Genomic DNA, 26,670 nt, shown 5'->3' with positions numbered 1-26,670 from the left:
GTTGGTTGTGTTTGTTGTAATCTCGTTATTATTTAATCTTTCCAGCCCCAAGGCGCTTCTGGTGTGGCAATAGGCTTTGTGATGTCCATCACTACTTTAAAGACACTATCACGGCCTAGTCTTCTTAAGTTATATGTAAAGGTGGTGTCATCTAGAGTTACCCACCAGACATTTGTTGCTGCGGCAGGTATAAGTTGTTGTGTATGTGGATCTGCAGGAAAGAATTGAATATCTTCTTTTCCTACATTACTTGCTGTACCTCCATATTGAGTTACGGCATCTTCACTACCGTCCTCGTGGCGATGATCGTGTTTTAATGTGATAATACCATCTTTCTTTGTAAAGACCCAAGTACGCGATCTATCTTCTCCTACAAAAAAAGGAACCTTTATCTCGTTATCTGAGCAAGAGCGAACGTGCATTACGAGCTCTTTACCGCCAAAGGCTTCATCATTTTCTGGTAAAGCAAGGTGACCCTTGTAAGCTTTACCACAATGGCTTGAGAGTGTTTCCCAAAATATATCTGATGGTCGCTTTTCTTGAGCAAGAAGGCTGCTAGATATGATAACACACAGTAGCAGAAGGCTTTGTTTTAATGTCATAGCCAAAGCTAAGTAATTAAAACAAAGTCATAAGTATATTATAAAGCAATTTTAGCGCTTAATTTACTTGCTTACAGTTTCTCTTGCAAGTAGCTTATCTATAAGTTCTTCTTTAGTAAGGTGGTGAAAAACCTTGTGTACTTTTTCTCTTAGCTCTGGTGAGAGCTCACGATTAGGCTTTGTTTTAAAGATTTTACGCGCCCAGAGTATGAGATTATTATCTGCGATTTCTTGAGATGACGCTTTCGCGAAAGCGGAAAAAGTAATACCTAATTCTTCTTCAAATTCTGGTATCTCTGCAACCTCTTCTTGTTGTAAAACAGTAAGCGCATAGCCTGTTTTTCCTGCTCTGGCAGTACGTCCCGTTCTATGTACATACATATCATAAAACTCTGGTAAGTGGTAGTTAACCACATAAGAGATTTCTTTTACATCTATACCACGTGCCGCAAGATCTGTGGCTACGAGTATGTCTATATGACCTTCTCTAAACTGTCCCATCATACGATCACGTATAGCCTGGCTCAAGCTACCGTGTAATGCCCCAGAAGAAAACTTATTAATAGCCAGGTTTTTTGCAAGTTTATTTACAGCAGCCTTTGTCTTACAGAAGATAATACCACGCTCCCCTATTTTTGAGTTTAAGAAATGCATTAATACATCTAGCTTCTCAATAGGCTCCACCACTACATAATCGTGTGTGATTATGTGACTAGCGAGATTTGCTCGCTCTGCAGTAATCTCCAGCGGATTTTTAGAAAGGTAATTTTGTATAAGTTGCTTTACTGCGCCCGGCATCGTGGCCGAAAATAAGAAGGTACGCCTATTATTAGGCATTGTCTCTACAATGACATCTATACTGTCTTTAAGAGCACTTACCATCTCATCTGCCTCATCTAGCACAAGATAATTGGCTTGAGAGATGTTTATTGCTTTACGTTCCATTAAGTCTATAAGACGTCCAGGTGTTGCAATTACAATCTGAGCGGGTGCTTTAAGACGTTCTATATTTTCTTTTACAGGTATCCCTCCATAAAAAACCGCTGCCGTTACTTCTGGTAATTGTGCAGCATATGCTACAATATTTGAGTATATCTGTTGTCCTAATTCTCTTGTTGGGACAAGTATCACGGCCTGTACCGTAGGGTTTGTACGATCTATAAGTTGTAATAAAGGTACCCCAAAGGCTAGCGTTTTACCCGTACCTGTTTGCGCTAGTGCAACTACATCCTTTTTTGATGTGAGCATTGCGGGGATGGCCTGCTGTTGTATATCTGTAGGTTGTACAATCTCTAGTGCAGCTAGAGCTTCTTGTATTGCGTTTGTTACTCCTAGAGCGGTAAATGTACTTGTCATATATGCTGGCGCCTTTTTAATCTGTAAACTTAATATTACCTTAATTATGCTTCTTGTAAGTGTCTTTTTGACTTACGGTAATTATGCTTAGGGTAAATACTACGCTTTGCAAAACGGTTAAGATTACCTGCATTAATCATTTTAATATACGTCTTTTTTGTCACCCCAAAATACTCATAGGTAGTACCATCTGTAAAGGTTACCTCAAGTAATAAACCTTTATGCTGGTAATCTGCTATAGCTGCATTTGTTATAGTTTCTGTGTATGCCTCAAGATTTGCCTCCTTAGTCTCTGGTGCCATACTTACTAAAAAGTGATAACCATCTATGATACGACGGCTTTGTATCTCTGCCTCTTCTTGCTTAGGATCTCCAGCTTGAAACTTATCTGGATGCCACTCTTTTACAAGATTTCTATAACTCTTTTTGAGCATTTTAAGATCTATTTCTTTCTCAACTCCAAAGAGTTTTTTGTATTCATTTATACGCTTCATAATCAGGGCTTTTATCAGTGCGCGAAAGTACGCCTAATTAATGGTTTAATTAGAACCTTATCTAAAAGAAAACTTCTTAAAAAAAGCTATGCCTTGAGATCTAAACCATAGTTCTCTTACGTATTACATATACCAGCATTATATGCCCTATAGCGTAATAGCATAAAAGTTAAACAATTTATAAAATGCTGACTATTAGATTTTTATTAACACTTTAGATTTTATTTTTATGATGTTCAAAAGAAAAAAACCAAACGCTATGATCCAATCAAACAACAACATTGTAAGAAGTCTCAATAATCTTATAGAGTACTCTACAGATTTTCGCTTTAAGCGTAGAGCAAGTTTTAAGCAGTTGCACATCGCCATTATAAAGAACCACTTTAACGCCTCATCTGTTGTGCTTGATGTAGATAAAGGAACAGTTTTACTAGGTATAGATATGCTAGAACGTGGTGCCGAGGTAGAAATTACGTATAACAGCCTTGAGAAGTTTTTAAAATCTTGTATACGTGAGACAGAAGAAAACATTTCGTTTTATAAAAACATCTTGCATTATTATGCGATGACAGAGGCTGTAGCCTAGTAGTTTTTTTTGATACGCTTTCGCGAAAGCGTACTCACACGTATCATAAATAGTATATCTTAAAACAATAAGTGATTTTACTAAAAGTGTATTAATAAAATACTAATGTCTTGGTAGCTGGAGGTATTGTAATACAGATTACTTAAATTTAGTAAACAACTTTAAAAATAAGCTATACAATGAATAATAACACAAAAGGAATACTAGGTTTACTTGCAGTAGCTGCGGGTGCCCTAGGTTTATATAAGTACAATAAATTATCACCAGAAGAGAAAGCTGCGCTTAAAGACAAAGCAAAAAGAGCGGGAGATACTCTTAAGGAAACATATTATGATGTAGAAGAGCAAGTGTCTGAAAAGCTTACGAGTTTAAAAAATGCTCTTGACAAAGAACTCTCAAAGGCTGATATGACCACAAACCGCAGAGCCCCTCATCAAGATGATATAGAAGATGCTACTATTGTAGAGGCAAAAGAAGCACTAGATAAAGGTGAAACCACCTTTGTATAAATTAGACATAGTGATTAAAAAAAGTCCCGATATAACTCGGGACTTTTTTATGCCTTATAGATACTATAAACACTAGCCTCTACCTCTACGCCAGGGCTTTCTTAAAGTTGTTTTGTCATTTTTCTTGACACTGTTTATAAAATAAACACCGCTTAGAAGTACTACGGCAGCAATCATAGATTGTAAGGTGACCTGTTCATCAAGAAAATACCACCCTAAAAATAATGCTACCACAGGGTTTACATATGCAGAGGTAGCTACCTTTTCTGTAGACACCTTTTTAAGAAGATAATTAAAAGAGGTAAAAGCGGCAATCCCGCCAAAAATAACTAGGCACACCATAGAGATTTGTGCTCGGGTACTCCAGGTGTTTGGAAAACTCCACGGTTCATTAATAACTAAACTTATAATCCATAAAAGTACACCGGCGCTTACCATCTGGTAACCAGTGGTTATAAAAAAGTTTTTGGGAAGATCTGCTTTTGCCACAAAAAGGCTACCTATACTCCAACTTAATATACAGGTAAAAATCATACCTATACCTAGAACTGCACCTTCTTTCATTGCAATTTCTTGCTGTGAGACAAGTAAATACATACCTATAAGTCCTAACACTACGCCTACTATAGATTTAGGCTTTAAACCCTTTTTTTGAGTAATTCTCATAAGTAAGAGAATGGATAGAGGCTGTAAGGCAGCTAGTAATGCTGCAAAACCGCTGTCTACATAGTTAAGTGCCCATACAAATACACCGTTACCGTACACTAAAAAGAAAAATCCTGCCAGTACAGAATTGCGTAATTGCTTAGGAGTAATCTTAAGTGACTTGCCTGTGATTTTTGCTATAAAAAAGATAAGAAGGCCTGCCGTGGTAAATCGTAAACCAGCAAGCATAAAGGCAGGAGCCTCACTTACCACAATCTTGTTCCATAGATAAGTAGAACCCCAAAAGACGTAAATTGAGAAAAAAGCAAGTATAATTAAGTAGGTTTCTTTTTTCATAATGATTGCAATTATTATACGTTTTTTAAGGCCGTACGAACTTAGCTATAATAAAACAATAGTAAAACATCTTTAGATAACGATTTTAAAGAGGTTGCTGAGTAGTATCTTTGTAAAGCAAATTTGTAAAGCATTGACAGAGATACGTAATTATATAAATAAATTTTCACCCGTTTCAGACAGTGATTGGGAGCTCTTTAGTTCAAAGCTAAAAGAGCGTACTTTTAAGAAAAAAGACATCATACACAAAGCTGGTGTGGTAGAAAATTATATTTCATTCATCACCTCTGGTACAGTTAGACTGTTTATACCTAAACCAAAGTCAGAAAAGGAAATTACCTTTGGGTTTTGTTTTGAAAATCAGTTTGTAAGTGCTTATGACTCATTCTTGCTTCAAAAACCCTCTGAGCACGCCGTACAAGCACTCTCTAATACAAGTATGCTTAGTATCTCTTATAACGATCTTCAAGAAATTTACAATAAAACAGCCATAGGCAACCTTATAGGTAGACTCACTGCCGAAAATCTATTTATTACTAAGTCAAAAAGGCTACAATCGCTTCTTGATCAAACGGCAGAAGAGCGTTACCTCAGTATTTTTAAAGAGCGCCCGCAACTTCTCAAGGAGATATCTCTCAAGTACATAAGCTCTTACATAGGTGTAACGCCTCAAGCCCTAAGCCGTATACGCAAGCGCATTAGTTAATGTAGGTTCATTGTGCGAGTTTGCTCACCAGAGTACCTTTGCATAAAAAAGAAATGCTCATTCTCCTCTTTGTAATCGTAATGTGGTACAGTGGTCTGTTTTTTCAGTCATTTTTTCTACATAGATATGCGGCACACCAGACATTTACAATGTCAAAAACAGCCGAAAAAATAACCTTTGTACTAACCTGGATTTTTCAAGGCCCCAGCTACCTGAGTGCCTATGGATATGGTATTATGCATAGAATGCACCACGCCTATACAGATACAGATAAGGACCCACACTCCCCTAGCTATGATGAAAACCCATTTGCTATGATGTGGAAAACAAAAAACATTTACCAAGACATTAATAACGACCGAGTAGCAGTAGATGCAAAGTTTAAAAAGAACGTCCCACAATGGAAACGCTTTGATGCATTTGCCAGCTCTCGTTTCTCTAGAGTGCTTTGGGGAGTGTTGTACATTACTTTCTTTGCTGTATTTGCAAGCGCCTGGTGGCAATGGCTATTTTTACCTGTAGTGCTAGCTATGGCGCCTATACACGGTGTAATTATTAACTGGTTTGGTCATATTTTAGGTTACCGAAACTTTAAAACTAAAGATACTTCTAAGAACCTCTTTCGCTTTGATTTCTTGATGATGGGAGAAGGCTACCATAACAACCATCACAAGTTTGGGTCTAGACCTAACTTTGGAGGAGTGCGTTGGTATGAGATAGATGTAACATATCTTATTATGCGTTTTTTACATCGCATTAACCTTATCCAGATGAAACCTATCAAAATAGACGTGCAAAGACATCGCTAATTTTTAAAAAAGCTCAGATTGATATTTCTTTCTGAGCTTTTCTAGTTTTGGAGAGATGTTCCTTTTACAAAAAGGGTGGTTAACGTCTGTTTTATAATAGTCTCTTATTTCCTGTGGTGAGGGCTTAAAGTTTATAACTGGTAATACGGTGGTTATAATCATTGTTTCTACTTCCTTAGGAAGATTGCTTATTTCCGCTTTCGCGAAAACCTACTTCTTACGGTGAGCTTTCAAACCGCTATGTGCAGCGACAGATCCACAAATAAGTGTATATTTAGACAATCAATTAAAAAATAAAATACAGGCTAACCTGCAAGGCTTGTACTGAGCTTGTCGAAGTATGCCACACTCGCTTTATGTAGTGGCCTGTTGCTCACAATAACCTCAACGCCAACGATATTTCATTCGTGAAAAACTCATTAAAAATATCGTCGCCGTCTCGGATACGCCTTACAAAACTCATTTCATTCCGTTTCCCTTGTAAGTCTAATTGTGAGCAACGTGGGGGTCTATTAAAATAAAAAGGCACTTGCCTACTCTGAAAAACGAGCAGGACTAAATATTTCATAATGCATAAATCAAACACAATAGTTAGAACTAAAACAACTAATGGAAACAATAGAAACATAGATGAGATGTATTACGATATTGAATTTATGACGTTTGTAAATTATTTATCTAAAAAACACGGATATACATATCAAGATTATAAGTTTGAATTATACCCATACAAATGGTATGATTTAAGATGGATTTATCAAATACCCGCCTATTGATTGCTTTTGCGTATTTTCCGAAACTCAGAAGCTAGTATAAGTACACAAAAACACAAAAGAACATCTACAATCGTGCTTATTACAGAAATGTTACTTGCAACAAAACCTATTATCTCATTTTTTGAATTCATAATTCCTTATTTTTAATATTAATTAATTGACTTACTCTTACGTGGTTGTTTCTGTGAGCAACACTGTCTATATTTCAATGCTTAGGGCATTGAGTGCCTTTTTATTTTTTTGCTGCTTCCGTAGCTACTCTGTACTCCTACCGTCGTACACCGCTACACGCATCAAAACATAGACCCCCACGTTGTGTGCAAGCTGAAAAAAAATGAGAAAAAAAATAATATTATCGATTATGGTGGCTATAGGGCTTGTTTCCTGTGGAGAAGGAAATAAATCAACGCCAGTTAAAGTTTCAAAGGAATTAGAGAAATCTAAAAATGCAATAGTTGCTGAAAGTCAAATACGTCTAGAAGTATCTGACCAAAAGAATGTTGACACCAGGTACGTTTACTCTGATCCTATTGGTCACAACTTAATAATTGAAAATAGCTACCCAAGAGGTGGGCTGAAATATACTGACCCTTTGGGCAAAGAATATATTTATGCTGTTTTTTGGACTCGAATAACCAATGAAATGAATACTCCTTTTGAATTTAAAATGGAATTCTCTGAAGATTCGTATGACCTACCATCTTCACCAGATAGATTATTTAAACTATTTATTCCCTCCGACACATTAACACCTGAAAAAGAAACTCTATTTAATTATGGTCTTGATTTAGAAAAATATTTAAATGATAATTTTCGTAAGCAAACTGATTTAGAGAGAACGATTAACCCAAAGGATTCTAACGGTTTTTATGTCGTAACATTATTTAATAAAGGAGTAAATGGAACATTGAGAACGGGACTTAGCATAAAAGAGGAAAAACTTATTTATCGAATTAACGAAAAAACAATTGAGTGTGGGAATATAAATTTGAAGCAATTGGAATTTAAAGAATAAAAAAAAGCCTACAACACAACAAAGAACTGAGTTAAAAAACAAGCCCTTTTAAGCTAATTTTGATCTATAATTTTCATCGTAGGGTCTTCCAGATTTTATGATGGCAAAGGCTTGTTTTAAGAGCTTATTTGCCACTGCGATGAGGTCTAGTTTTTTACTCTTTCCTTTGGCTACAATGCGCTCATAAATTTCTCTGCAAGCCCGGTTGTATTTACAGGCAGAAAAAGCACATAAAAACAAGAGGTTTCTAAGCTTTTTATTACCTACTTTACTTATTTTACTTCTACCTCGCACACTACTTCCAGACTCTCGTATGGTGGGTGTAATACCCACGTAACTGCACAACTGCCCGGCACGTTCAAACTTGGTAAAACCATCTGTAGAAACTAGTAAAAACAAGGCCGTTTTTTCGCCCATACCAGGGATACTTTTAAGCAGCGTTGTGGGCTTCCCTAAAAATGTAGGCTTCCCTAAAAATGGGGAAGCCTACACAACGATTACATAACGCGTCCCGAAGTACATCGGGATTTGAAAGCTCTATGCGCGGCGACAGATCCACAAATAAGTGTATATTTAGACAATCAATTAAAAAACAAAAAAACAGGCTAACCAGCAAGGCTTGTACTGAGCTTGCCGAAGTATGCCGCACTCGCTTTATGTCTTGGCCTGTTGCCTACAATTTGAGAAATGACAATGTATATTCAAATTTTATCAATTCTATTGACATTATCTAAAATTGGATTAAAGTGAAAATATATATATACTTATTAAGCATCCTTTTAATGATAGGATGCAGTAGTGTTAACAAATATTATCAAAACGATGAGCTCATTATTTATGATATTAAAGATGATTTCCTTTTGAGAAGTATTAGTCTTTACAAAAAAGAACAATTAAGTGAATTTAAAAATTCGGAAATAAGGGGTTATAGAAAAAATATGATTATAATTCTGAGCAAAGATTTGAATGATCCAAATGAAAAGAAATATATAAATCATATTTTCAATGATTCGCATATTTATAATGAACCCATTTCTGGTTTTTTTATTAACGAAAAAGATACGATTCTCGTCTATTCAAAGAAGGATTGCTTTATAAACCCTTGGAAATATACAGCTGAATTTTCATCCAAAATGAAAGTGCAACTTAATGATAATGAATCTAAATACCAGCAGGAAGATGGCAGCTTTTTAGATTTTAAAAATCCTTATATATCCAATCATAGTCTATATTGGAAAGTTGAAAAAAATAAACTTTATAAAAGGACTGATGGCTTTGATCCATTTAAATTCCTTTATGGAAATAAAAATGAAAGTGGTTACGATTATGATGGCAAAGGTGATAGTCTATCATTGAAAATCGCCAAATTTAATTAGCATAAATGTGCAATTTGGTCTTGAGAACCTATATTTTGATGCTCGTAATTATGATTCTGCCCTATGGAGATGGATAAGTATTGAATCGTTAACAAAACAGATGAGTAGGTTGTAATCAAGATTTTAACTATGGTGCATACTGTAGCAACACCCGCAACCAAGAACCTGTTTTATGCATCATTAAACTTATAAGTTAAGAATAGCCGTGGTGCGCTGTAGTTCTTTATTAAAATGCACTTTGGTGATTTCTTCCTTGTAGCTAGGTACAATTTCTTTAAGTTTTTTCTTTCCTTCTGGGGAGTTCATAATCTCTGGGAAGGCTTGCTCTAGTACGTCTAGCATTATTTTTGGCGCGGTAGATGCTCCTGGAGATGCACCTAGTAAACACGTTATTTTACCATCAGAACCACTTACGATCTGTGTGCCAAATTCTAATTTTCCGCCTTCAAACTCATCTCGTTTTATGGTTTGTACACGCTGGCCGGCAACTTCTATACGCCAGTCTTCGTTTTTTGCATCTTTAATAAAATTACGTAGCTCGTTCATACGGTCATCAAAGGTCATTGTGATCTGGCCTATGAGGTATTTTGTAAGATCAAGATTATGCCAGAAAGCGCCTAGCATAGAAGGGATATTTTTAAAATTGACACTTTTTACAAGATCTAGATTAGAACCTGCTTTCAAGAACTTGGGGCTAAATCCTGCAAAGGGCCCAAACATAAGTTGCTTCTCACCATCTACATAGCGAGTATCTAAGTGGGGCATACTCATAGGTGGCGCGCCTTCGCCAGCTTTGCTATATACTTTTGCATTGTGTTGCTCTATAAGCTCTTTGTTTTTACAAACCAGCCAGCCACCACTTACTGGAAAACCGCCAAAACCATCTTTCTCCTCTATCTCTACAGTCTCAAGTAATAATAATGCCCCGCCCCCAGCGCCTATAAAAATATGATCTGCCTCTATAGATTGTTTGTTACCTGTTTTAAGATCTTTTGTAATAGCAGTCCAATTGCCATTATCAAGCGGGTCAAGATCTTCTACTTCTTTGTGGAAGTGTACGGGGGTATCAAATTCTGTGGCTAGAATTTCATATAAACGCTTTGTAAGAACTCCAAAGTTCACCTCTGTGCCACGATCTATGCGTGAGCCAGCCATTACCTCATCTTCTGTGCGATTGTGCATTATGAGCGGGAACCACTCTTTCATTTTATCTATTTGCTCTGTATACGTTATGGAGTCAAACATAAAGTGCTCTTTAAAGGCTTCAAAACGCTTTTTAAGGAACGCTACATTCTTTTCTCCTGTCACCCAGCTATGATGTGGTATGGGTTTTAAAAAGCGCTGAGGGTCTTCTATAAAGCCTTCTTCTACTAGATGTGCCCAAAACTGTTTTGTGATTTCAAATTGCTTACAGATCTCTATAGCCTTTTTTATAGATACAGACCCATCTTCTTGCTCGGGACAATAATTAAGTTCACAAAGTGCCGAGTGACCCGTACCTGCATTATTCCAAGCGGCCGAACTTTCTTGAGCAACATCACCTAGACGTTCTAAAATGAGGATGCTCAAATCTGGCTTAAGCATCTTTGCCATAAGTGCAAGATTTGCACTCATAATGCCACCACCTACACAAATGAGGTCGTAATGATTTTTTGGAATTTCTCTGTTCATAAAAAAGGGTTTATGGTATAAAGGTATCGAAATCTATACTTATAATTTGAACCCTCATTTATTAATAAAATATACAAGCTGCGATGTTACTAAACTGGCCTCAAAAACCTAGTATAGATATCTCTTATACGTTAAAATTTAACTTAAAATCACTTTTTTGAGATCTATAGGTTTTCTCTATAAAGTAAATACTTAGCATTAAACAAAAACTTTATTTAAAATCTATAATTAATTGATTGTAAGTGTTTAGAATAAATATGTTTAATTGAAAACTCCCACTATAAACAATGTCTATAGTGGGAGTTTTGCATAAATTATGTACTACTGTAGCAGTCCTTCTATTTTTTCTATGACAGCTTGAGCAGCTCTTTCTCCAGAGATCATCGCGGCGTTAAGAGAGCCGTTAAGAAGATGGTCACCAGCAAGAAAAATCGTGTCTTTAAGTTGCGTTTCAGACGCTTCACAATCCATACGTAAATTGTCAAGTTTAGGTAAAGCTCGCGGAATCACATATGATTTTAAGAAAGTAACATCTGTGATATTACAGTAAGTTGCAAGCTCTGAAGTAACGGTTGCAACAAGTGCTTTTTCAGATAAATCTTGATCATCTACTACGGTTACAGAGAGTAGATTTTTTGCTCCAGTAGTTGCAGTTTCTAGCGCATCTACATAGAAGAGATTATTAATTCGTGTGTTCTCATCTGCTACAAGTTGGATCAAGGGTTGTTTCTTCCCTACTGCTTCTACCTCATAATACAGGTTTACACAAGACTTCCAGGGAGTCTCTTGACCTCTTAGGTTTGCTATAAACTGACTAGCTTCTGTAGCTATAATAGTATAATCGCTCTCTAGCGTAGTTCCGTTTGTGAGGGTGATGGTGTTATCTTCTACACTTGCTACACTCGTATTAAACATAAAGGTGGTGTTTTTGAGTTTTGAAGAGAGTTGTTTAGGTATTGCTTCTATTCCAGCTTTTGGCACGGTAGCCATCCCTTCTCCAAACATTTTATACACAAACTCAAACATACGACTAGAAGTCTCAAGGGCTGTCTCTAAGAAAATACCGCTGAAAAACGGCTTAAAGAAATCTGTAATCATCGCCTGGCTAAAGCCTCTCTTGCGCAGGTAAACTAGCGTAGAGCTCTCTGGAGTATTAAAAATCTCTTCTATAGATTTGTTTTTTAAATCCTTGTTAAGCTTAAGCACCTTAACCTTGTCACCCAGTGTTCCTACAGACGAGGTCATTGTAGGTATAAGCATCTTGATACTACGTGTAGGGTCGCCTATAGATTGGGATTTACGGTTTTTAAATATGGTCGCTCCTGGTAAAAAGGATTGTAGCTCTAAGGCCTTATAATCGAGATACTGTTTTGCTTTTGGGTATGCATCTAGTAGTACTTGAAAACCGTGATCTAGCTGGTAACCGTTTACAACATCTGTCTTTACACGACCACCAGCACGATCTGTAGCTTCTATAATGGTGGGTGTATATCCCTTCTGTTCAAGTTGTATTGCAGCAATGAGACCACTTATTCCGGCGCCTATAATGTGTATTTTATGAGTAGAATTGTTCATATATGAAGTAGTATGAGTGTTATTTTTTTTGCTTTCGCGAAAGCGTAAATTATTTAAAAAGGATAGCCAATAGCAAAATTAAAGATAGGCTCATCAAATTTGAAATCCCAGCGTTCTCCCTCTGGAAGCGATGGATCGTGGAAGGGAGCAGCGAGATCAAAACGTATTACAAAGCCTTGTACATCTACACGTAGCCCAAAACCACCACCTATACCAAGCTCGTTTATAAAATCTGAGGTAAACTTATCTTTACCCGGTAGATCTTCGTTCTCAACGCTATTCCAGATATTACCCGCATCTACAAAAAAGGCACCTTTAAGGTAATTAAAGATAGGGAATCTATACTCTGCATTTGCCTCTAGGCGTATGTTACCTATCTGGTCAAAAAAGCTCCCACTCTCAGAGTTACCTGTTGACGTACCAGGCCCTAAAGACCGTATTCTGAACGCTCGCACGCTGTATGGACCGCCTGCATAATATTGTTTTACAAAGGGCAATATCACTGAGTTACCATATGCATATCCATAACCAACAAATAAGCGAGTGGCAATTTTTTGCTCCTTACCAAAGTTAAAATGATACCTAAAATCTGCATCTACCTTTGCAAACTGTGCATATTCTAGTCCTAAAAAGGTGTTGTTTTCTGTATCCTCATTTTCTTGGCCAAGTAGACTGACGGTGTTACCAGCAATCTCAATATTTGTATTAAGAAATACTTGATGTGTATCACTAGTATCTACCATCCCATTGTAGGTAAAACTATAGGTAAGACCGGCGATAAATTGCTGCTCAAAACTTTGCTCTAAAAATGGATTTTCTGCAAGTATCTCGTCAAAGGCTTCTGTAGTGTTTGACAATCTCGTGTAGCTTAGTGAGATAGGGTTTATTTTATGCGTCACATATTTATTTGCATCCCAAGTGTAGCCAAAGCCTGCGTTACCAGAGAGAAGCGTGTATAGCTTTGACCTGTTTAAATAATCAAAACCTAGCGCCGTGACGGTTTTTGGGATGTTGTATTTAAAGAAATCTGTATTAATCTTAATTGGAAAAATCACTCTAGGGAATACAAGCTCACTTGCAAGTCCCAGCTCAATACTGCTCAAAGACTCGCCACCACCTACTTGCACTTCATAACCTGCAGAGCCTGTAATATTAAGTACTTCTCCCCCTTTAAAGAGGTTTCGATTGCTGTAGGTAAGTGCAAGGCCGGGCCCAGCAAAATTATTAGACTTTGTGACTGCTTGTATCTCTGCTCTTATGGCTCTTTTATTAAGAGGTGACAAATATATGTTTGCCTCTAGAATCCCTAAGCTATCTGTGCGCAGGCTGTCTACTTCTTCATACTGGATATTTACAAATTTATAAGCCCCTATGGTAGATAATCTTCTGGCTGTATTGCGGGAGATATCTGGATTATAAAGCGATCCTTCTTTAAGTGTAATGTATGGCGCAAGATATTTGGGTTTAAAATAGGTCTCGTTTTGTATCATATTGAGACTATCGTAGCGGACTATATTTTGCTGTAAGGTATCCTTTAGCTCATAGTTAGGATACACATTAATTTTTTGCACTTTGTAAGGCACAATGACCTTGTTAGGAACATCTTTTTTAATCTTTAAGAACATATCAAAACGCTTGTTCTTATATTGATTTGTGTCAATCTCAAAAATGAGAAACGATGGGTTAAAGTTGTAATACCCCTTTCTCTTAAGCTTGTAGTCTATGCGGTCGCGCTCTTGTTTTAGATTTGAGAGGTCATATCGCATTCCCTTTTTGAAGGGCGAACTCTTAACCGTACTTATCATCTCTCTATAAATAGGCGGCGAGAGTGTGTCGAGCTGATAGGTCTCCATACGGTATGGTGTAGGCACCTTAACCGTATATGCTATAGAAGCTCTTTTCTTTGTTTCGCTTTCGCGAAAGCGAGAACTCACATCACTATAAAAGAAGCCACGGTTCTCAAGTCTGTTTCTCAACAATGCCTCTACCTCAAACTCCTCTACATCTGACTGGTACACAGGCTCCTCTCCTATTTTCTTGTTGAGCCATTTATTGATAACGCCTGGATTTTCTCGCTGTGCTTTGTAATGTATGCTCAAATTAGGATACATTCCTAAAATCTTAGTATTAGGAGAAGGTCTTAAAACACTTTCTAACTCTGCCTTGAGTAAATTTTGATTAACTATGGTGCTATCTGAGTTAATTATAACCTCACCACCCGTATATAATCGTTCTCCCTCGGGTATATACTTTTCTACACTACAAGAGCAGAGTTTGATGCTAACTATGACAAGGACTATGTGTATTAATTTACGGTACTGCACTTGATTAATCTATCTTATTAGTTTTTCTATTTTCTTGGGAAGGTTTGAGTTCTTCCTTTTGCTCTTCTTCTTGAAGGAGTTGCTGTTGTTTCTTTCTCAAGATAGCACTCCACAACTGACTAAATTTATTAAACTCTTGCTGGAATATGAGCGAGATCCCGCTTACAATGGTCTGTCCATCTATCACGTTTTCAAACTCACTACGTCTAAAGCCTTTGAGACGATACTGTCCATCTTTAGTAAGTTCATACTCTAGACTCACATTACCTATAAGCGGTGTGGCATCGCCACTTGCACTCTCGCCCGCCACGTCTACACTACTCCCCACACGTACGGTAAGTTTATCATTAAAGAATTTACGTTGTGCAGCAATATCCAACTGCGTGCGTTCTTGTGGAGTTGTGCCTTGGTAGTCTGTAAACGTATCGAGTCCAAAATCCAACTGGAACCCTGTGTTGCCTAATAATTTATCAGAAAAAATATTAAGCTGATCAGACAAGGCATCATTAAGGTTATCTCTAGCAATACTAGCAAACCCTCCCTGACTCCCATCTGAGTTAGAGTCAGGGTAAAATCTATTAAGCACTAAGAGTGAAAAGACCTGTCTGTTTAACTCTCCAGTTTGTTGATTAACTTGTTGTACGCGACTGTATACTTCACCTCCTAGTGCACCTTGCTCATCTTCTGGCAGGTCTAATGCAAAGTTTATCTCTGGACTAAGTAGGTCCCCGTCTATATTTAGGTAGACTAAAAACGGCAATTGCTGCCTGTATTGTGACTGAGCTGCGGGATCATCACTAGTACTTGTAATAGCCATAAGTGGCGCCGCAGAAGCATCAACCGAATATACGGCACGCACATCAAGTTTTGCGTCAAAAGGATCTCCAGACCAAGATACTCGGCTGCTTGGGTCAAGCGTAAATGTGCGGTTAACTAGGTTATATAAGTTCATCTCATACTGCCCACCAGCCACGTCGAACACCCCTGTTAGATTCATACGCCCATTGGGTTGTAGTGTGAAATTTAAATCTGCATCACCATTTACCTTTAGATTATCACCTGTCTCTTCATCTATAAGTATGGTTACTTGTGCATCTCTATTTACTTTAAGTAGTGATTTTATATCAAAACCTGTAATTGTTCCTGTTTCTTCTTCGGTGCGTGTGAGAATGGCGTCTGGATTTTCTCTATTAACAAAAACTACAATACCATCACTAGACTCTATGTTTGCCGCTGCTGTAGGCATAATGTAGGTGATATCTGTACTACCGCCCACTGTAGCGTCAAGATCTATTATGGGGATTTGTAAATCACCGGTGATGGAGGCAGTAGCGTCAAAAACCGCTGTCCCGTATACAAAGTCGTTATCGCCTTGCTCTGCATTAAGCGCTTGAAAATCGTCTGCAACGACTTTTAAATCAAATGTCGGGTTAATGAAGCTCTCCGTACCCACTAGACCATCTACTGTAAGTTTATTGTCCTTATCATCACGTATGGTAAAATTTGACATTGAGATGCCCTCATTATCTATAGAAACAGTTTCTTTAAGTAAAGTAAATGGTGCATTAAGCTTAGTAACAGTAAATCCTGCATTAGTAAAACGTAAGAACCCTTGGTATTCCAGATCAACAAGCTTCCCGTTCATTTTAAAATTACCATTGAGCGTACCAGATCCATTATTTAATTCACCAAGAGAAAAGCCATCTACGGCCTCCATTTTTAGTTCGTTAATATCTAGATCCATATTGATGGTAGCTCCATCTATATCTGCAATATAATCACCAGTGAGTTCTAGATCTGCCACTCCTTCTGATACATCAAGGCTAAAGTCGTATTTATTACCATTAATAGATCTACCTGTAAGTTCTAAAATACCTAGATCTTCTTCTAGTACTCGTAGCTTTTCAACATATATATCTGCCAGAAAACCTATGTCACCAAAGGGTTCTTCTAGTACAAAATCTCCATTAAGGTTACCACTAGCAAGTTTTTCATCTGGATTGAGATATGCAAGAAACTCACTTATTTTAAAATTCTGAAAATCGATAGCTATGTGATCCTTTTCAATGGTAGGAAGTTTGTCTGTAAATTCGACAGATTGCAACTTTCGCGTAAAGCGAAAATCATTAAAAGCCAATTTCCCATCTGTAATAAGAACTTCATTACTCGACGGAGTTTTCCAATCTTTTTTATTGAAAATAAGACTGTCTTCACTTACGTGAAAACGTAATCGCTCCCTACTCCCCGTAATGTCTGACTGTACTTGTATGAGTTTTTCATCATTTGCATAGGCAAGAAAATCTAGTGAAAGCTCATTGTTAGTTTGATTACCCTTTATACGTGTTTCTTGTATAGCGATAGGCCCTGCAGTTAGGCCGTCAAAACCTAAATCAAAGGTAAATGCATCTCGGTCTGTGTTCATACTAAATGAGAGGCTATCCAACTCATTACCTGCATAATTAATGTGTGGTGCTTTTATCGAGGCATCTAGTTTTCGGGTAGCCTCACTAAAATCAAGGTCAACAGCAATCGTGTCTAGATCTTTCATATTTACTAGAAAAACCTCATTGAGTAAGGGTGATTGTCTCACCTTTCCTTTAAGAACAACATTTACTGGGTTTGTAATGGTATCTTTTATAATAGCATCTCTGTAAAAATAGCTGTTTACGTGATTTTGTAAGGCTGTTGCTATCTTCGCTGGGTCAGCGTTAGATCTTAAATCAAGGTTCAATATCTTGTTGTCAAATTGTACAGAAGTACTATCTGGGCGTACACGCGCAGATCCTTCTAGATTACCTATTAAATATGTACGGTCATCATAAACAATTACACCATCATCCATTACTGCTGTTACATCATAACTCGCGGTACTCCCTTTAAAAGTACTGGTAAGTTTAAAACCTGTGCGCACATCGCGCTGCATTAACCCAAGTGCTTGTAAATCTGCTCCTATGACATCGAGATTAATCGTTGCTGCTGGTGCAATTGTGTCGAGCACTACAAGGCCTGTAAGGTTTGTATTAAGATTAGTGTCTTTGTAGCTTGATGTAATAGCGCCCTCACCATCTTTTATCTTACTGGTAATCGTTAGGTCTTTTATAGCATAGTCATTGTATAAAAATGAAGCTACAGTAGCTTCTATAGTTGCATCAAGCGTGTTTAATGAAGTGCCTGAGCCCTGCCCTTTGAGTGTGAGATTGAGGTTCCCTAAGCTATTGTTTTGAAGAAGCTCACCTAGGTTATACTCTTCTATTGCCAGTGTGGTGTTAAAAGCAATGGTATTATCATTTTTGAAAGTACCATCTATGGTTGCGAGACCTTGTGTAGTCGTAAGGCTTGCAGTAGTCGTAATGTCTGTAAGGGTACCTTTCGCGGCAGCTACTAGCTTTATGTCTTGCGGAAGATTCATACTCAAAGAATCTGTTGCTATAAATTTTGATATATCTTTCTTGCTAGTAGAAGCATTAATGTTAGGTAGATTAAAATATAAGCTCTCTATGTTATTTATATTCTTAAGGTTACCATTTGCCTTTAAATTAGTGTTAGACCAGCTCAAAGCAAGATTAGGAACAGTCAAATCTGCTAGCGTCCCTGATGCCGTTATCGCCCCAGCAATGCGATTTTTACTTACTGTCTGTAAATACGTATTAGTTCTTAGAGATGGTTGGAATAAAAATAAATCACCCAGCTCTACTTTAACATCTGTAATGTTGATGTCTAATCGTACATCTTCTGGTTGTGTCGCTATATTATTTAGTGAAGGGTAACTCATCACGATATCTCCTCTCAGTGAGTTTGAGTTGATAGCCGCATTCATATTTTCAAGCTGTAAATCTGTATCAGAAACAAGAAAATTTGTAGAAACTGATTTGATATTGATACCAGAGACTTCTCTTCCAGAAAGACTTTTTACGTTACCACCCGCCACAAAATCTTTTAGATAAGTATTTGTACCTTCTAGATTCACATTAGAAAGAAACACCGCTTCGGGATTAAAAACGCCTTTTGTAGCTACCGCACCATTTACGGTATATCGTATACTTGTATTAGTTACGCTAGCCTTATTTACTGTAATATTATAGTCTGGAAATAGCGAATTGCTAGATTCAACAGGTACTTGTGATGCGGTAGTACTAGACATATCAATACCTATCGCGCTATCCTTTATTACAATGTCATTTATCGAAATGACAAAGCTGTTAAAATCTGCTTTGGGAATACTTGTTTCAAACTCTTTAAAGTCAAAATCAAAAGACACGCCTGCCTCCTCACCTGTATAGTTTCCGCTTACGTCTTTTAGGGTAAGCTTGTTAAAAGCTAAGTATGGTAGTGGTATTTCTTCGGTATCTGGGTCTGAGGGTACTGGTACCTGATTAATCTTAATCTTAGCATTTTCTATATACCCCTCAGTGGCAGTAAATCTCATCTCGTCCAGGTTTACTGTATCTGGTGATATGCGTAGCTCTTTAAAAGTGTACCTACTATCTATACCCGTAACAACATCGTTATACACTACGTCAAAATCTTTCAGATCTAGATCACCTATAATAAGATCAACTGGTGCCGTACTAGTTGTATCTGTTTGTTGAGATGGTGGAGTTGCAAAAGCAGCTGCAATAAAATCAAAGTTGAATCCGCTTATTGTATCTTTTCTAATAATATTTGCTCGTACACCTTCCCATTGTGCATTTTCTATGCCTATGCCAGTACCATTTATGATGGGCCACAAAGGAATATCCGCTTCTAGAGACCTACTGTATACTAGCGTGTCGCCTTGCTTATCTTCGAGATATAGGCCTTGGATAGCAATATCTCCGTCAAAGGTTATAAAAGCCCTTTCAAGCTCAACCTTAGTTTGCGTTTTTTCAGAAAAATAACTGACTGCTTTAGAAACAACAATGTTTTGTCCCCACTCACTTCTTATAAATAAAAGAAGGAATATAATGAGTATAAGAAGCACGAGTAATATACGTGCTATAATGCGTAGCCACCTAAATTTTCTTTTAGGTTTTAATGTTTGTGGGGCTTTGTTTTCAGGGTTTGTCACCAGAGGGCATCAATTTTTTAACAAATTAACGCCGTTTGCTCATTTTAACATAATTTGCCGCTGTAAAGTATTGTTAAAACGAGGGCTAGCAATCTAAAAGGGTGTTAAATAAAAAGGTGATTTACGCTTTCGCGAAAGCGGAATACCATCTCAATTATCTCAATAATGAGAAGTGACCTCTAAAGACACGACCATCCTCAAGCTCCACTAAATACCAGTAATCATCTGGTGGAAGTTCAACTCCATTGTAAATTCCATTCCAGCCATTACCCATTGCACGTGATTGATACATAGACTTCCCATAGCGATCGAAAATAAAGAAACGAACTGTGGTACTGGTGTCTTGCCCGGCGCCTTTAAGTTTCCAAGTATCATTTATACCATCACCGTTAGGCGTAAAATAGGTAGGAAAACCTATAACAGAGACCTCTTTTACAGTTATACCGCAACCGTTTACATCACGAACAAAGAGGTTGTAAAGACCTGCGGGCACGTTTTGAAAAGTAGGTGATTCTTGATATGGACCAAAGATATTTCCAAGAGCATACTCATAAACGCCTGTACCTTCTACCTCTACAGTAATTGTATTATTCTCACCTCCATCTTGTGTGTTAACATTAGTAATAGTAGCTGGCCCAGATGGAGTCACCGTAATCGTTCTCGTCGCCTCACATCCACTAGAATTTATGGCAGTCGCTGTATAAGTTCCTACTTCGTTTATAGTTATAGTCTCTGTATTAAGAGGTAGAACGGTGCCATTATAATCCCAGCTGTATTGTAGATTTACAGGAGTACTTATCACACCAGCATTTAGGGTTATAGTACCTGGGAAATTGTTAGCACAGTATATTACACTCTCATTATCTGTCATTACGGGCGGGTTGAGGATATTTATAGCTACCGAGGTAATAGATAGGCATTGACCGCCCTCATTAACTCGCACGTAAATAGTCTGACCAAAGGCCTCTGTGTTTATAAATGAATTAGTAAGCGCTCCTTGTTGAATAAAAGCATTCTCCTCAGTTTCATAAAAGCTTACAGTGGCTCCAGTAGGTATTTGGTCTTGTACCTGCATTGTGAGTGATGCAAGACTAATCTCTGTAAAGCCATCTATAATTCCATCGATATCGCACACCTCTAAGGCGTCTAGCACTAGTGTCTCGTTACCCGTAGCAAGCTGTACGCTAGCAATAGCGCTGCATCCTGCTTGTGAAGCAACTCGTGCATATACAACCTGATTTACTTGTGTATTTTGAAATATATTAGGATTTGTAATTACATTTTCTTCACTTTCGGCATCAGAAAGGTTGTTATAAAACCCAGTTATGACAAGGCTACTATCGTTTACTGTTACGTCATCTAATGCGTCAAATAAGTTATACTGCGATAAGCCGTCTCCATTTGCATCACATTGCTGTAACGTACTATTAGATACGGTAGGATTTTGAGCAAACTCTATTGTGACTTCTCCAAAGGCTTCACAACCATTATCAAGCGTGATCCCTACAGTATAGAATCCATCTTGGTTAGCGATAAGTTCATTAGAAGTTTCTGATAATGGTATACCGTCACGTTGCCACATAAATGCTGTTGCAAGAGGTTCGTTTACTACAAGTGTGGTTGCTCCTGCACCGCAAATGGGATTACCACCCGCTACAGTTCTATCTGGACCTAAATCTGTACCTAACTGAAAACTTCCAGCCTCTAAAAAGACAGCAGAGTCAAATCTAAAGTTTTGCTCATCTGCTATTACTAGCTTAACTTGATAGTTTACATTAGGCTGTATAATTGCTTTTGCTTCAATTACTTTGGTTTGCCCATTAAAGTTAATGGGTGCTGTGTTACCATTAAAGCTTTCAAAATAAAACTCGTTTATGCCAGGACAGCCATTAGGTATTTCTGGATGTACGGTTGTAACCTTTACAGGGGTAGTTGTGTCTGGAACTAAGGCAATATTTTCATATCCCTGCTCACCTTCTTGCCTAATGAGGAAACCAAATAAATCTGAAAAATTACACGTATTAGGATTACCTTCTTGATACTCTTCTGAGGCAAATAAATATCTAAAACGCACCTCAGATGCTGTAGATTGAAACGTAAACTCTAGTATAGTTGCGTTAGTCGTATTTTGCTCATCAAGTACAAACTCAAGATCTGCATCTCCTAGCCAGTCTGGAGCATCATCATCACTGAGACTTGTGTTAGGACCTTGCACATTCTGCAATCTTCCGGTACTTAAAACAATTCCTTCTTGAAGGGGGAAGTCACTACCGTTTGCATTAAAGTAGCCATAGCTCTGCTCCTGCCCTCCAAAATCTCCTCCTACGACGTTTGTGACCTGTATGTTTGAGATACAGTTACTATCTATGAGAATATCTTCTATTAATTGCTGTGGAGTATATGTTTGACTATCTACCACCACGTTTTGTGCTATGAGACTTGTAGATATAATAAGAAAGCAAAAAACTATAAAGTGTCGCATTAGTAGTTTATGGATGGTACAAATGTAAATACTACGACTATTATATCGCAATGAACTTTATAATAACAAAGTGATGAACCTTAAGCGTAAGGTCATAAAAAAAGCGAACTTAAAAGTTCGCTTTTTTAAACATAATATTATTTTAACTCAATGATTCCATATCGATTACAAATCGGTATTTCACATCGTTGTTTTGTACACGTTCATAAGCCTCGTTAATGCTAGACATATCTATCATCTCAATATCACTTACAATATTGTGCTCACCACAAAAATCAAGCATTTCTTGAGTTTCTTTTATGCCTCCTATAAGAGATCCAGCTACACTTTTACGACCAGAGATAAGGTTACCACCGTGCACATCTGGTAGCGGCTCTATGGCTCCTACCATACACATTGTACCATCTATAGCTAGTAGCTCTAGGTATGGGTTAATGTCGTGGCTTACTGGAACTGTATTAAGAATAAAGTCAAAAGATCCTTTATGAGACTTCATAGCGTCTTTATCTTTTGAGATGAGTACATCATCTGCACCTAGCCTTTTTGCATCTTCTGCTTTGCCTTCAGATGTTGTAATCATTACTGTCTCTGCTCCCATTGCGTGAGAAAATTTTAGTCCCATATGACCCAAACCTCCTAGACCTACAACACCTACTTTCATTCCTTCTTTTACACCCCAATGATGTAATGGAGAGAAGGTTGTAATACCAGCACATAATAATGGTGCTACTGCTTTTGTGTCAAGGTTTTTTGGGATGGTAAGCACAAAATTTTGATCAACCACCACCTCTTGAGAATATCCTCCAAAGGTGTGACCGTCTGTGTGCTTGTCTTTGCTGTTATACGTCCACGTAGCGCCGTTGAGACAAAATTGCTCTAGATCACTCTCACAAGATGAGCACTCCTGGCAAGAATCTACTAGACATCCTACGCCTACAAGGTCTCCTTTTTTGAATTTTGAAACCTCGTCTCCTACTTCTATTACTTCACCTACAATCTCGTGACCAGGTACTACTGGGTACATAGAAGGTCCCCAGTCACTGCGCACAGTGTGTATGTCACTGTGACAAACGCCGCAATAGGTTATTTTAATTTTTACATCTGTAGGCAAGGTGTCACGACGTTCTATTGTCATTTCCTTTAAATCTGCCTCTTTATCTTGAGCACCGTATGCTTTTACTTCTGTCATAATAATTTTTTTAAACTAATTAGTTAGTGTTTTTGCTTTCGCGAAAGCGTAATTATAACCACTTAGGGTTTACTTACTCTCTTCTAGCGTTGGGTAATCTGTGTATCCTTCTTTACCAGGCGTATAAAATGTATCTTGATCTGGCTCGTTAAGTGAAGCATCTTTTTCAAATCGTGTTACCAAATCTGGATTTGCAATAAATTTACGGCCAAAGGCAATAAGATCCCCTTTATTATCTTCTAAGTCTTTATTTGCCTCTTGAGCATCATAGCCTCCACTTAAAATAAGTAGGCCATTATAATTATCACGTATATTAGTACGTATGTCATCTGGTAAAGCTGGTGCACCCATAGAGCTGTGATTTACGAGATGTATATATAATACATCCAGTTTTTCTAACTCTTTTGATAGATAATCAAATGTCTCTTCTTGCCCTTCAAAAGGTCCTAAATCATTCATCGCACCATTAGGAGATAAGCGTATACCTACCTTATCTTTTCCTATAGCCTCAATAACTTTTGCAGTGACTTCTAGTGTTAATCTGCTTCTGTTTTCGGCAGAGCCTCCGTAGTTGTCTGTTCTTTTATTTGTGCCTGCGTTTACAAATTGATCCAGTAAATAGCCGTTTGCGCTGTGTACCTCTACTCCGTCAAAACCAGCTTCAATAGCATTTTTTGCCGCTTGTACATATTCATCAATCACAGTATTAATATCGTCTTGAGTCATCGCAGTAGGCTCTGGGATTTCTAACTCACCCTTACCGTCTACATACATCTTTGTATCTTCTGGTTGTATGGCAGATGGTGCAAGTATTTTTGCCCCTTCTGGCATATTATCTGGATGCAATATTCTACCTGTATGCATAAGTTGCATAAAGATTTTTCCGCCTTTATTATGAACGGCCTCTGTTGCTGGTTTCCAAGCTTCTACTTGATCACTGTTATAAATACCTGGTATGCGTGCGTATCCTACACCATTAGGTGAAGGGGCTGTACCTTCAGTAATAATTAATCCAGCACCTGCACGTTGCCCGTAATAGAGTGACATTATCGCTGTAGGTATATGTTCTTGAGTAGCTCTTGACCTTGTGAGAGGTGCCATAACTACCTTGTTTTTAAGTGATAAACGCTCAGTATTGAGCGGTGATAATAGTTGGCTATTAGTATCCATAGTTCTTTTTTTAACAAATTTAGAGTGTCTCAACCTGCTTCTCCGTTAACGCGTTGTTAAATGAAAATAAAGGGTTTCACAAAGAATTTCACTTTCGTGAAAATGGAAACTCACACTATTTAAGTCAAGCATTAGACTATAGATTATGTATTTTTAAAAAGCGATAAGCTTAGAAAAACAGATAAATAATTTAAAACAATATAGTTATGGCAACCAAAGATATGATCCTCAATAAACTGCAAATTCTCATCACTCAAGAATTTGATAGTCCAGAGCAGGCTTTTGCATTTTTTGACGAAGATGGAAATGGAACACTTTCTAAAAGTGAGATTAAAGCATTGCTTAAAAAAGCCGAAGTAAGCGGATTTATAAGGTCTATCGTGGCAAATGCACTTATAGAAGGATATAGCAAAGATGGAAATGATAATGTGAGCTGGGAAGAATTTAAGGCAGCACTTGATGAAATTAAAGACAAAGACTAATGAGTTCACATTTTATCCAATAGAGCGCATATTTTATTCCATTTTTTAGGAATAATTCCTAATTATCAAAAATAAAGTGTAGTTTTGTTACTCAATTATGACTGAGTTAGCACCTACATATCATTGCATTATAGACGTTGAGACTACGGGTAAAGGAATAAACGGTAATCGCATTACCGAGATTTGTGCCGTACGTCTTAAAGATGGAGAAATAATAGACAAGTTTACATCGCTTGTAAACCCAGAGCAATACATTCCACCATTTATTACTAATCTTACTGGTATAGATGATGCAATGGTAGAAGATGCACCCCTCTTTGAAGAAATCGCTCAGCGCGTTTTGGAAATTACAGAGGGTGCCATTTTTGTAGCTCACAATGTCAACTTTGACTTTAATGTGATTAAAGGAGAGTTTAAAAGGCTGGGTGTTTCTTTTGTGCGTAAAAAGTTGTGCACGGTACGACTTTCGCGCAAGCTTATTCCTAATTTATTTAGTTACTCACTAGGTAATCTTTGTGCGTCAATAGGGATACCGCTTAATAACAGACACCGCGCAGAGGGTGATACAGATGCAACGGTTATTCTCTTTAAAAGATTACTAGATCTAGATGAAGATAAAAAGGTGATGAATGCATTTTTAAATGTACGGTCTAAAGAGGCTACATTACCCCCTCACCTACCTTCACGTATTATTCAAGAGCTTCCAGAAACTGCAGGTATTTATTTATTTAAAGACCGTGCGGGTAAAATCATTTACGTAGGGAAAGCGATTAATATCAAGAAACGTGTGTTATCACACTTTTATGATAAAAAGAATAAGGAATATCTCCTAGGTCAAGAAACCTATCAAATAGATTATGAAGTAACAGGTAATGAACTTTGCGCACTACTTCTAGAGTCTGAATATATAGAACAGTATTTTCCAAAATTTAATAGAGCACAAAAAATGCCAGTAAGTACATACACCATTGTGTCTTACGAAAATAGAAAAGGAATCTTACAACTCGCTGTTGCAAAGTCTAAGTATCGTGCAAGTGCAACAGATAAAGTTTATACTAAAGCAAAAGCCACAGAGCGTTTAATGGAGCTTTGTGATACCTATCACCTTTGTGCACGTTTTTGTGGGTTGCAGGCTACTTTTGGTCAGTGTTCACATTACCGTCTTAAAGGATGTAAAGGAGTGTGTAATGACGAAGAAGCCGTCACAGATTATAACGAGCGAGTACATCAAGCACTAGCGGCTTTTTACTCAGAAAATGACACATATCTTATTAAAGAACGTGGCCGTACTGAAGATGAAACGGCTTTTATCTACATAGATAAAGGGGTTTACAAAGGTTTTGGTTTTGTGCCAGAGACAGAGCAGCTTAGTCATTTTGATGAAGTAGCTTCATATCTTAATCTTAAGAAAAGTACCTACCACACAGATGTTATTTTGAGAAGTTACCTGCGTAGACATAAAAACCCAAGGATAATTCCCCTAGCTATTTCTGCCTGAT

General features: G+C 37.5%; 19 protein-coding genes and 1 pseudogene. 8 read left to right on the top strand and 12 right to left on the bottom strand.

The features are described 5' to 3' along the window. Positions 1 to 32 precede the first annotated feature (32 nt). The 3 genes from I597_RS10635 to I597_RS10625 form a co-directional block, all read right to left on the bottom strand. Complete coding sequence (locus tag I597_RS10635; RefSeq protein WP_035324767.1) at positions 33 to 602, bottom strand: hypothetical protein; 570 nt, start codon at positions 600 to 602, stop codon at positions 33 to 35. Between the two features lie 63 nt (positions 603 to 665). Next, the gene (locus tag I597_RS10630) at positions 666 to 1,958 is read right to left on the bottom strand and encodes a DEAD/DEAH box helicase (RefSeq protein WP_035324768.1); all 1,293 of its coding nucleotides are present in this window, start codon (positions 1,956 to 1,958) and stop codon (positions 666 to 668) included. Between the two features lie 44 nt (positions 1,959 to 2,002). Continuing rightward, complete coding sequence (locus tag I597_RS10625; RefSeq protein WP_035324769.1) at positions 2,003 to 2,452, bottom strand: KTSC domain-containing protein; 450 nt, start codon at positions 2,450 to 2,452, stop codon at positions 2,003 to 2,005. 259 nt (positions 2,453 to 2,711) lie between these two features. Here I597_RS10625 and I597_RS10620 point away from each other — a divergent pair, with 259 nt between their 5' ends. After that, positions 2,712 to 3,038, top strand: a complete 327-nt coding sequence (locus I597_RS10620) for a hypothetical protein (protein ID WP_035324770.1) — start codon at positions 2,712 to 2,714, stop codon at positions 3,036 to 3,038. Positions 3,039 to 3,217: 179 nt separating this feature from the next. Next, positions 3,218 to 3,547 carry a hypothetical protein gene (locus I597_RS15000; protein ID WP_063613071.1) on the top strand — a complete coding sequence of 110 codons (330 nt, stop codon included), beginning with the start codon at positions 3,218 to 3,220 and terminating at the stop codon, positions 3,545 to 3,547. Positions 3,548 to 3,619: 72 nt separating this feature from the next. Here I597_RS15000 and I597_RS10610 read toward each other — a convergent pair whose 3' ends face one another. Beyond that, a complete protein-coding gene (locus tag I597_RS10610; RefSeq protein ID WP_035324771.1) occupies positions 3,620 to 4,549 on the bottom strand; it encodes an EamA family transporter in 930 nt (309 codons plus the stop codon). A gap of 133 nt (positions 4,550 to 4,682) precedes the next feature. Between I597_RS10610 and I597_RS10605 the strand changes: the two genes are divergently transcribed. From I597_RS10605 to I597_RS10590, 3 genes are all read left to right on the top strand, one after another. Continuing rightward, complete coding sequence (locus I597_RS10605; RefSeq protein ID WP_035328583.1) at positions 4,683 to 5,255, top strand: Crp/Fnr family transcriptional regulator; 573 nt, start codon at positions 4,683 to 4,685, stop codon at positions 5,253 to 5,255. 53 nt (positions 5,256 to 5,308) lie between these two features. Continuing rightward, on the top strand, positions 5,309 to 6,064 hold the full coding sequence (locus tag I597_RS10600) for an acyl-CoA desaturase (RefSeq protein WP_035324772.1): 756 nt from the start codon (positions 5,309 to 5,311) through the stop codon (positions 6,062 to 6,064). A gap of 1,110 nt (positions 6,065 to 7,174) precedes the next feature. Continuing rightward, positions 7,175 to 7,855 (top strand): hypothetical protein, encoded by a 681-nt coding sequence (locus tag I597_RS10590; RefSeq protein WP_035324774.1) that lies wholly within the window; start codon positions 7,175 to 7,177, stop codon positions 7,853 to 7,855. 48 nt (positions 7,856 to 7,903) lie between these two features. On the opposite strand, the pseudogene I597_RS10585 reads toward I597_RS10590, so the two are convergent. After that, positions 7,904 to 8,296, bottom strand: a pseudogene (locus tag I597_RS10585) (transposase); the annotation flags it as partial. A 341-nt stretch (positions 8,297 to 8,637) separates the two neighbouring features. Between I597_RS10585 and I597_RS10580 the strand changes: the two are divergent. Then, complete coding sequence (locus I597_RS10580; RefSeq protein ID WP_035324776.1) at positions 8,638 to 9,231, top strand: hypothetical protein; 594 nt, start codon at positions 8,638 to 8,640, stop codon at positions 9,229 to 9,231. Between the two features lie 186 nt (positions 9,232 to 9,417). On the opposite strand, the gene mqo is transcribed toward I597_RS10580, so the two are convergent. From mqo to I597_RS10545, 7 genes are all read right to left on the bottom strand, one after another. Beyond that, positions 9,418 to 10,902 carry a malate dehydrogenase (quinone) gene (mqo, locus tag I597_RS10575; RefSeq protein ID WP_035324777.1) on the bottom strand — a complete coding sequence of 495 codons (1,485 nt, stop codon included), beginning with the start codon at positions 10,900 to 10,902 and terminating at the stop codon, positions 9,418 to 9,420. A gap of 321 nt (positions 10,903 to 11,223) precedes the next feature. After that, positions 11,224 to 12,477 (bottom strand): NAD(P)/FAD-dependent oxidoreductase, encoded by a 1,254-nt coding sequence (locus I597_RS10570; RefSeq protein WP_035324778.1) that lies wholly within the window; start codon positions 12,475 to 12,477, stop codon positions 11,224 to 11,226. 53 nt (positions 12,478 to 12,530) lie between these two features. Further along, positions 12,531 to 14,801, bottom strand: coding sequence for a translocation and assembly module lipoprotein TamL (tamL, locus tag I597_RS10565; protein ID WP_052111676.1), 2,271 nt, complete (start codon positions 14,799 to 14,801; stop codon positions 12,531 to 12,533). Positions 14,802 to 14,805: 4 nt separating this feature from the next. After that, entirely contained in the window at positions 14,806 to 19,848 is a 5,043-nt protein-coding gene (locus tag I597_RS10560) for a translocation/assembly module TamB domain-containing protein (RefSeq protein ID WP_035324779.1), read from the bottom strand. Positions 19,849 to 20,002: 154 nt separating this feature from the next. Continuing rightward, a complete protein-coding gene (locus I597_RS10555; RefSeq protein ID WP_035324780.1) occupies positions 20,003 to 22,330 on the bottom strand; it encodes a T9SS type B sorting domain-containing protein in 2,328 nt (775 codons plus the stop codon). A gap of 142 nt (positions 22,331 to 22,472) precedes the next feature. Then, positions 22,473 to 23,519, bottom strand: a complete 1,047-nt coding sequence (locus tag I597_RS10550; protein ID WP_035324781.1) for an NAD(P)-dependent alcohol dehydrogenase — start codon at positions 23,517 to 23,519, stop codon at positions 22,473 to 22,475. A gap of 69 nt (positions 23,520 to 23,588) precedes the next feature. Next, complete coding sequence (locus I597_RS10545) at positions 23,589 to 24,689, bottom strand: alkene reductase (protein ID WP_035324782.1); 1,101 nt, start codon at positions 24,687 to 24,689, stop codon at positions 23,589 to 23,591. A 206-nt stretch (positions 24,690 to 24,895) separates the two neighbouring features. Between I597_RS10545 and I597_RS10540 the strand changes: the two genes are divergently transcribed. Next, complete coding sequence (locus tag I597_RS10540; protein WP_035324783.1) at positions 24,896 to 25,171, top strand: EF-hand domain-containing protein; 276 nt, start codon at positions 24,896 to 24,898, stop codon at positions 25,169 to 25,171. A 97-nt stretch (positions 25,172 to 25,268) separates the two neighbouring features. Then, entirely contained in the window at positions 25,269 to 26,669 is a 1,401-nt protein-coding gene (locus I597_RS10535) for an exonuclease domain-containing protein (protein ID WP_035324784.1), read from the top strand. The last annotated feature ends 1 nt before the right edge of the window (position 26,670 follow it).

This window comes from Dokdonia donghaensis DSW-1, from assembly GCF_001653755.1.
In the GTDB taxonomy this organism is placed as follows: domain Bacteria; phylum Bacteroidota; class Bacteroidia; order Flavobacteriales; family Flavobacteriaceae; genus Dokdonia; species Dokdonia donghaensis.
Note: the sequence above shows the minus strand (reverse complement) of the source record. Positions and strands in the feature narration are given on the sequence as shown.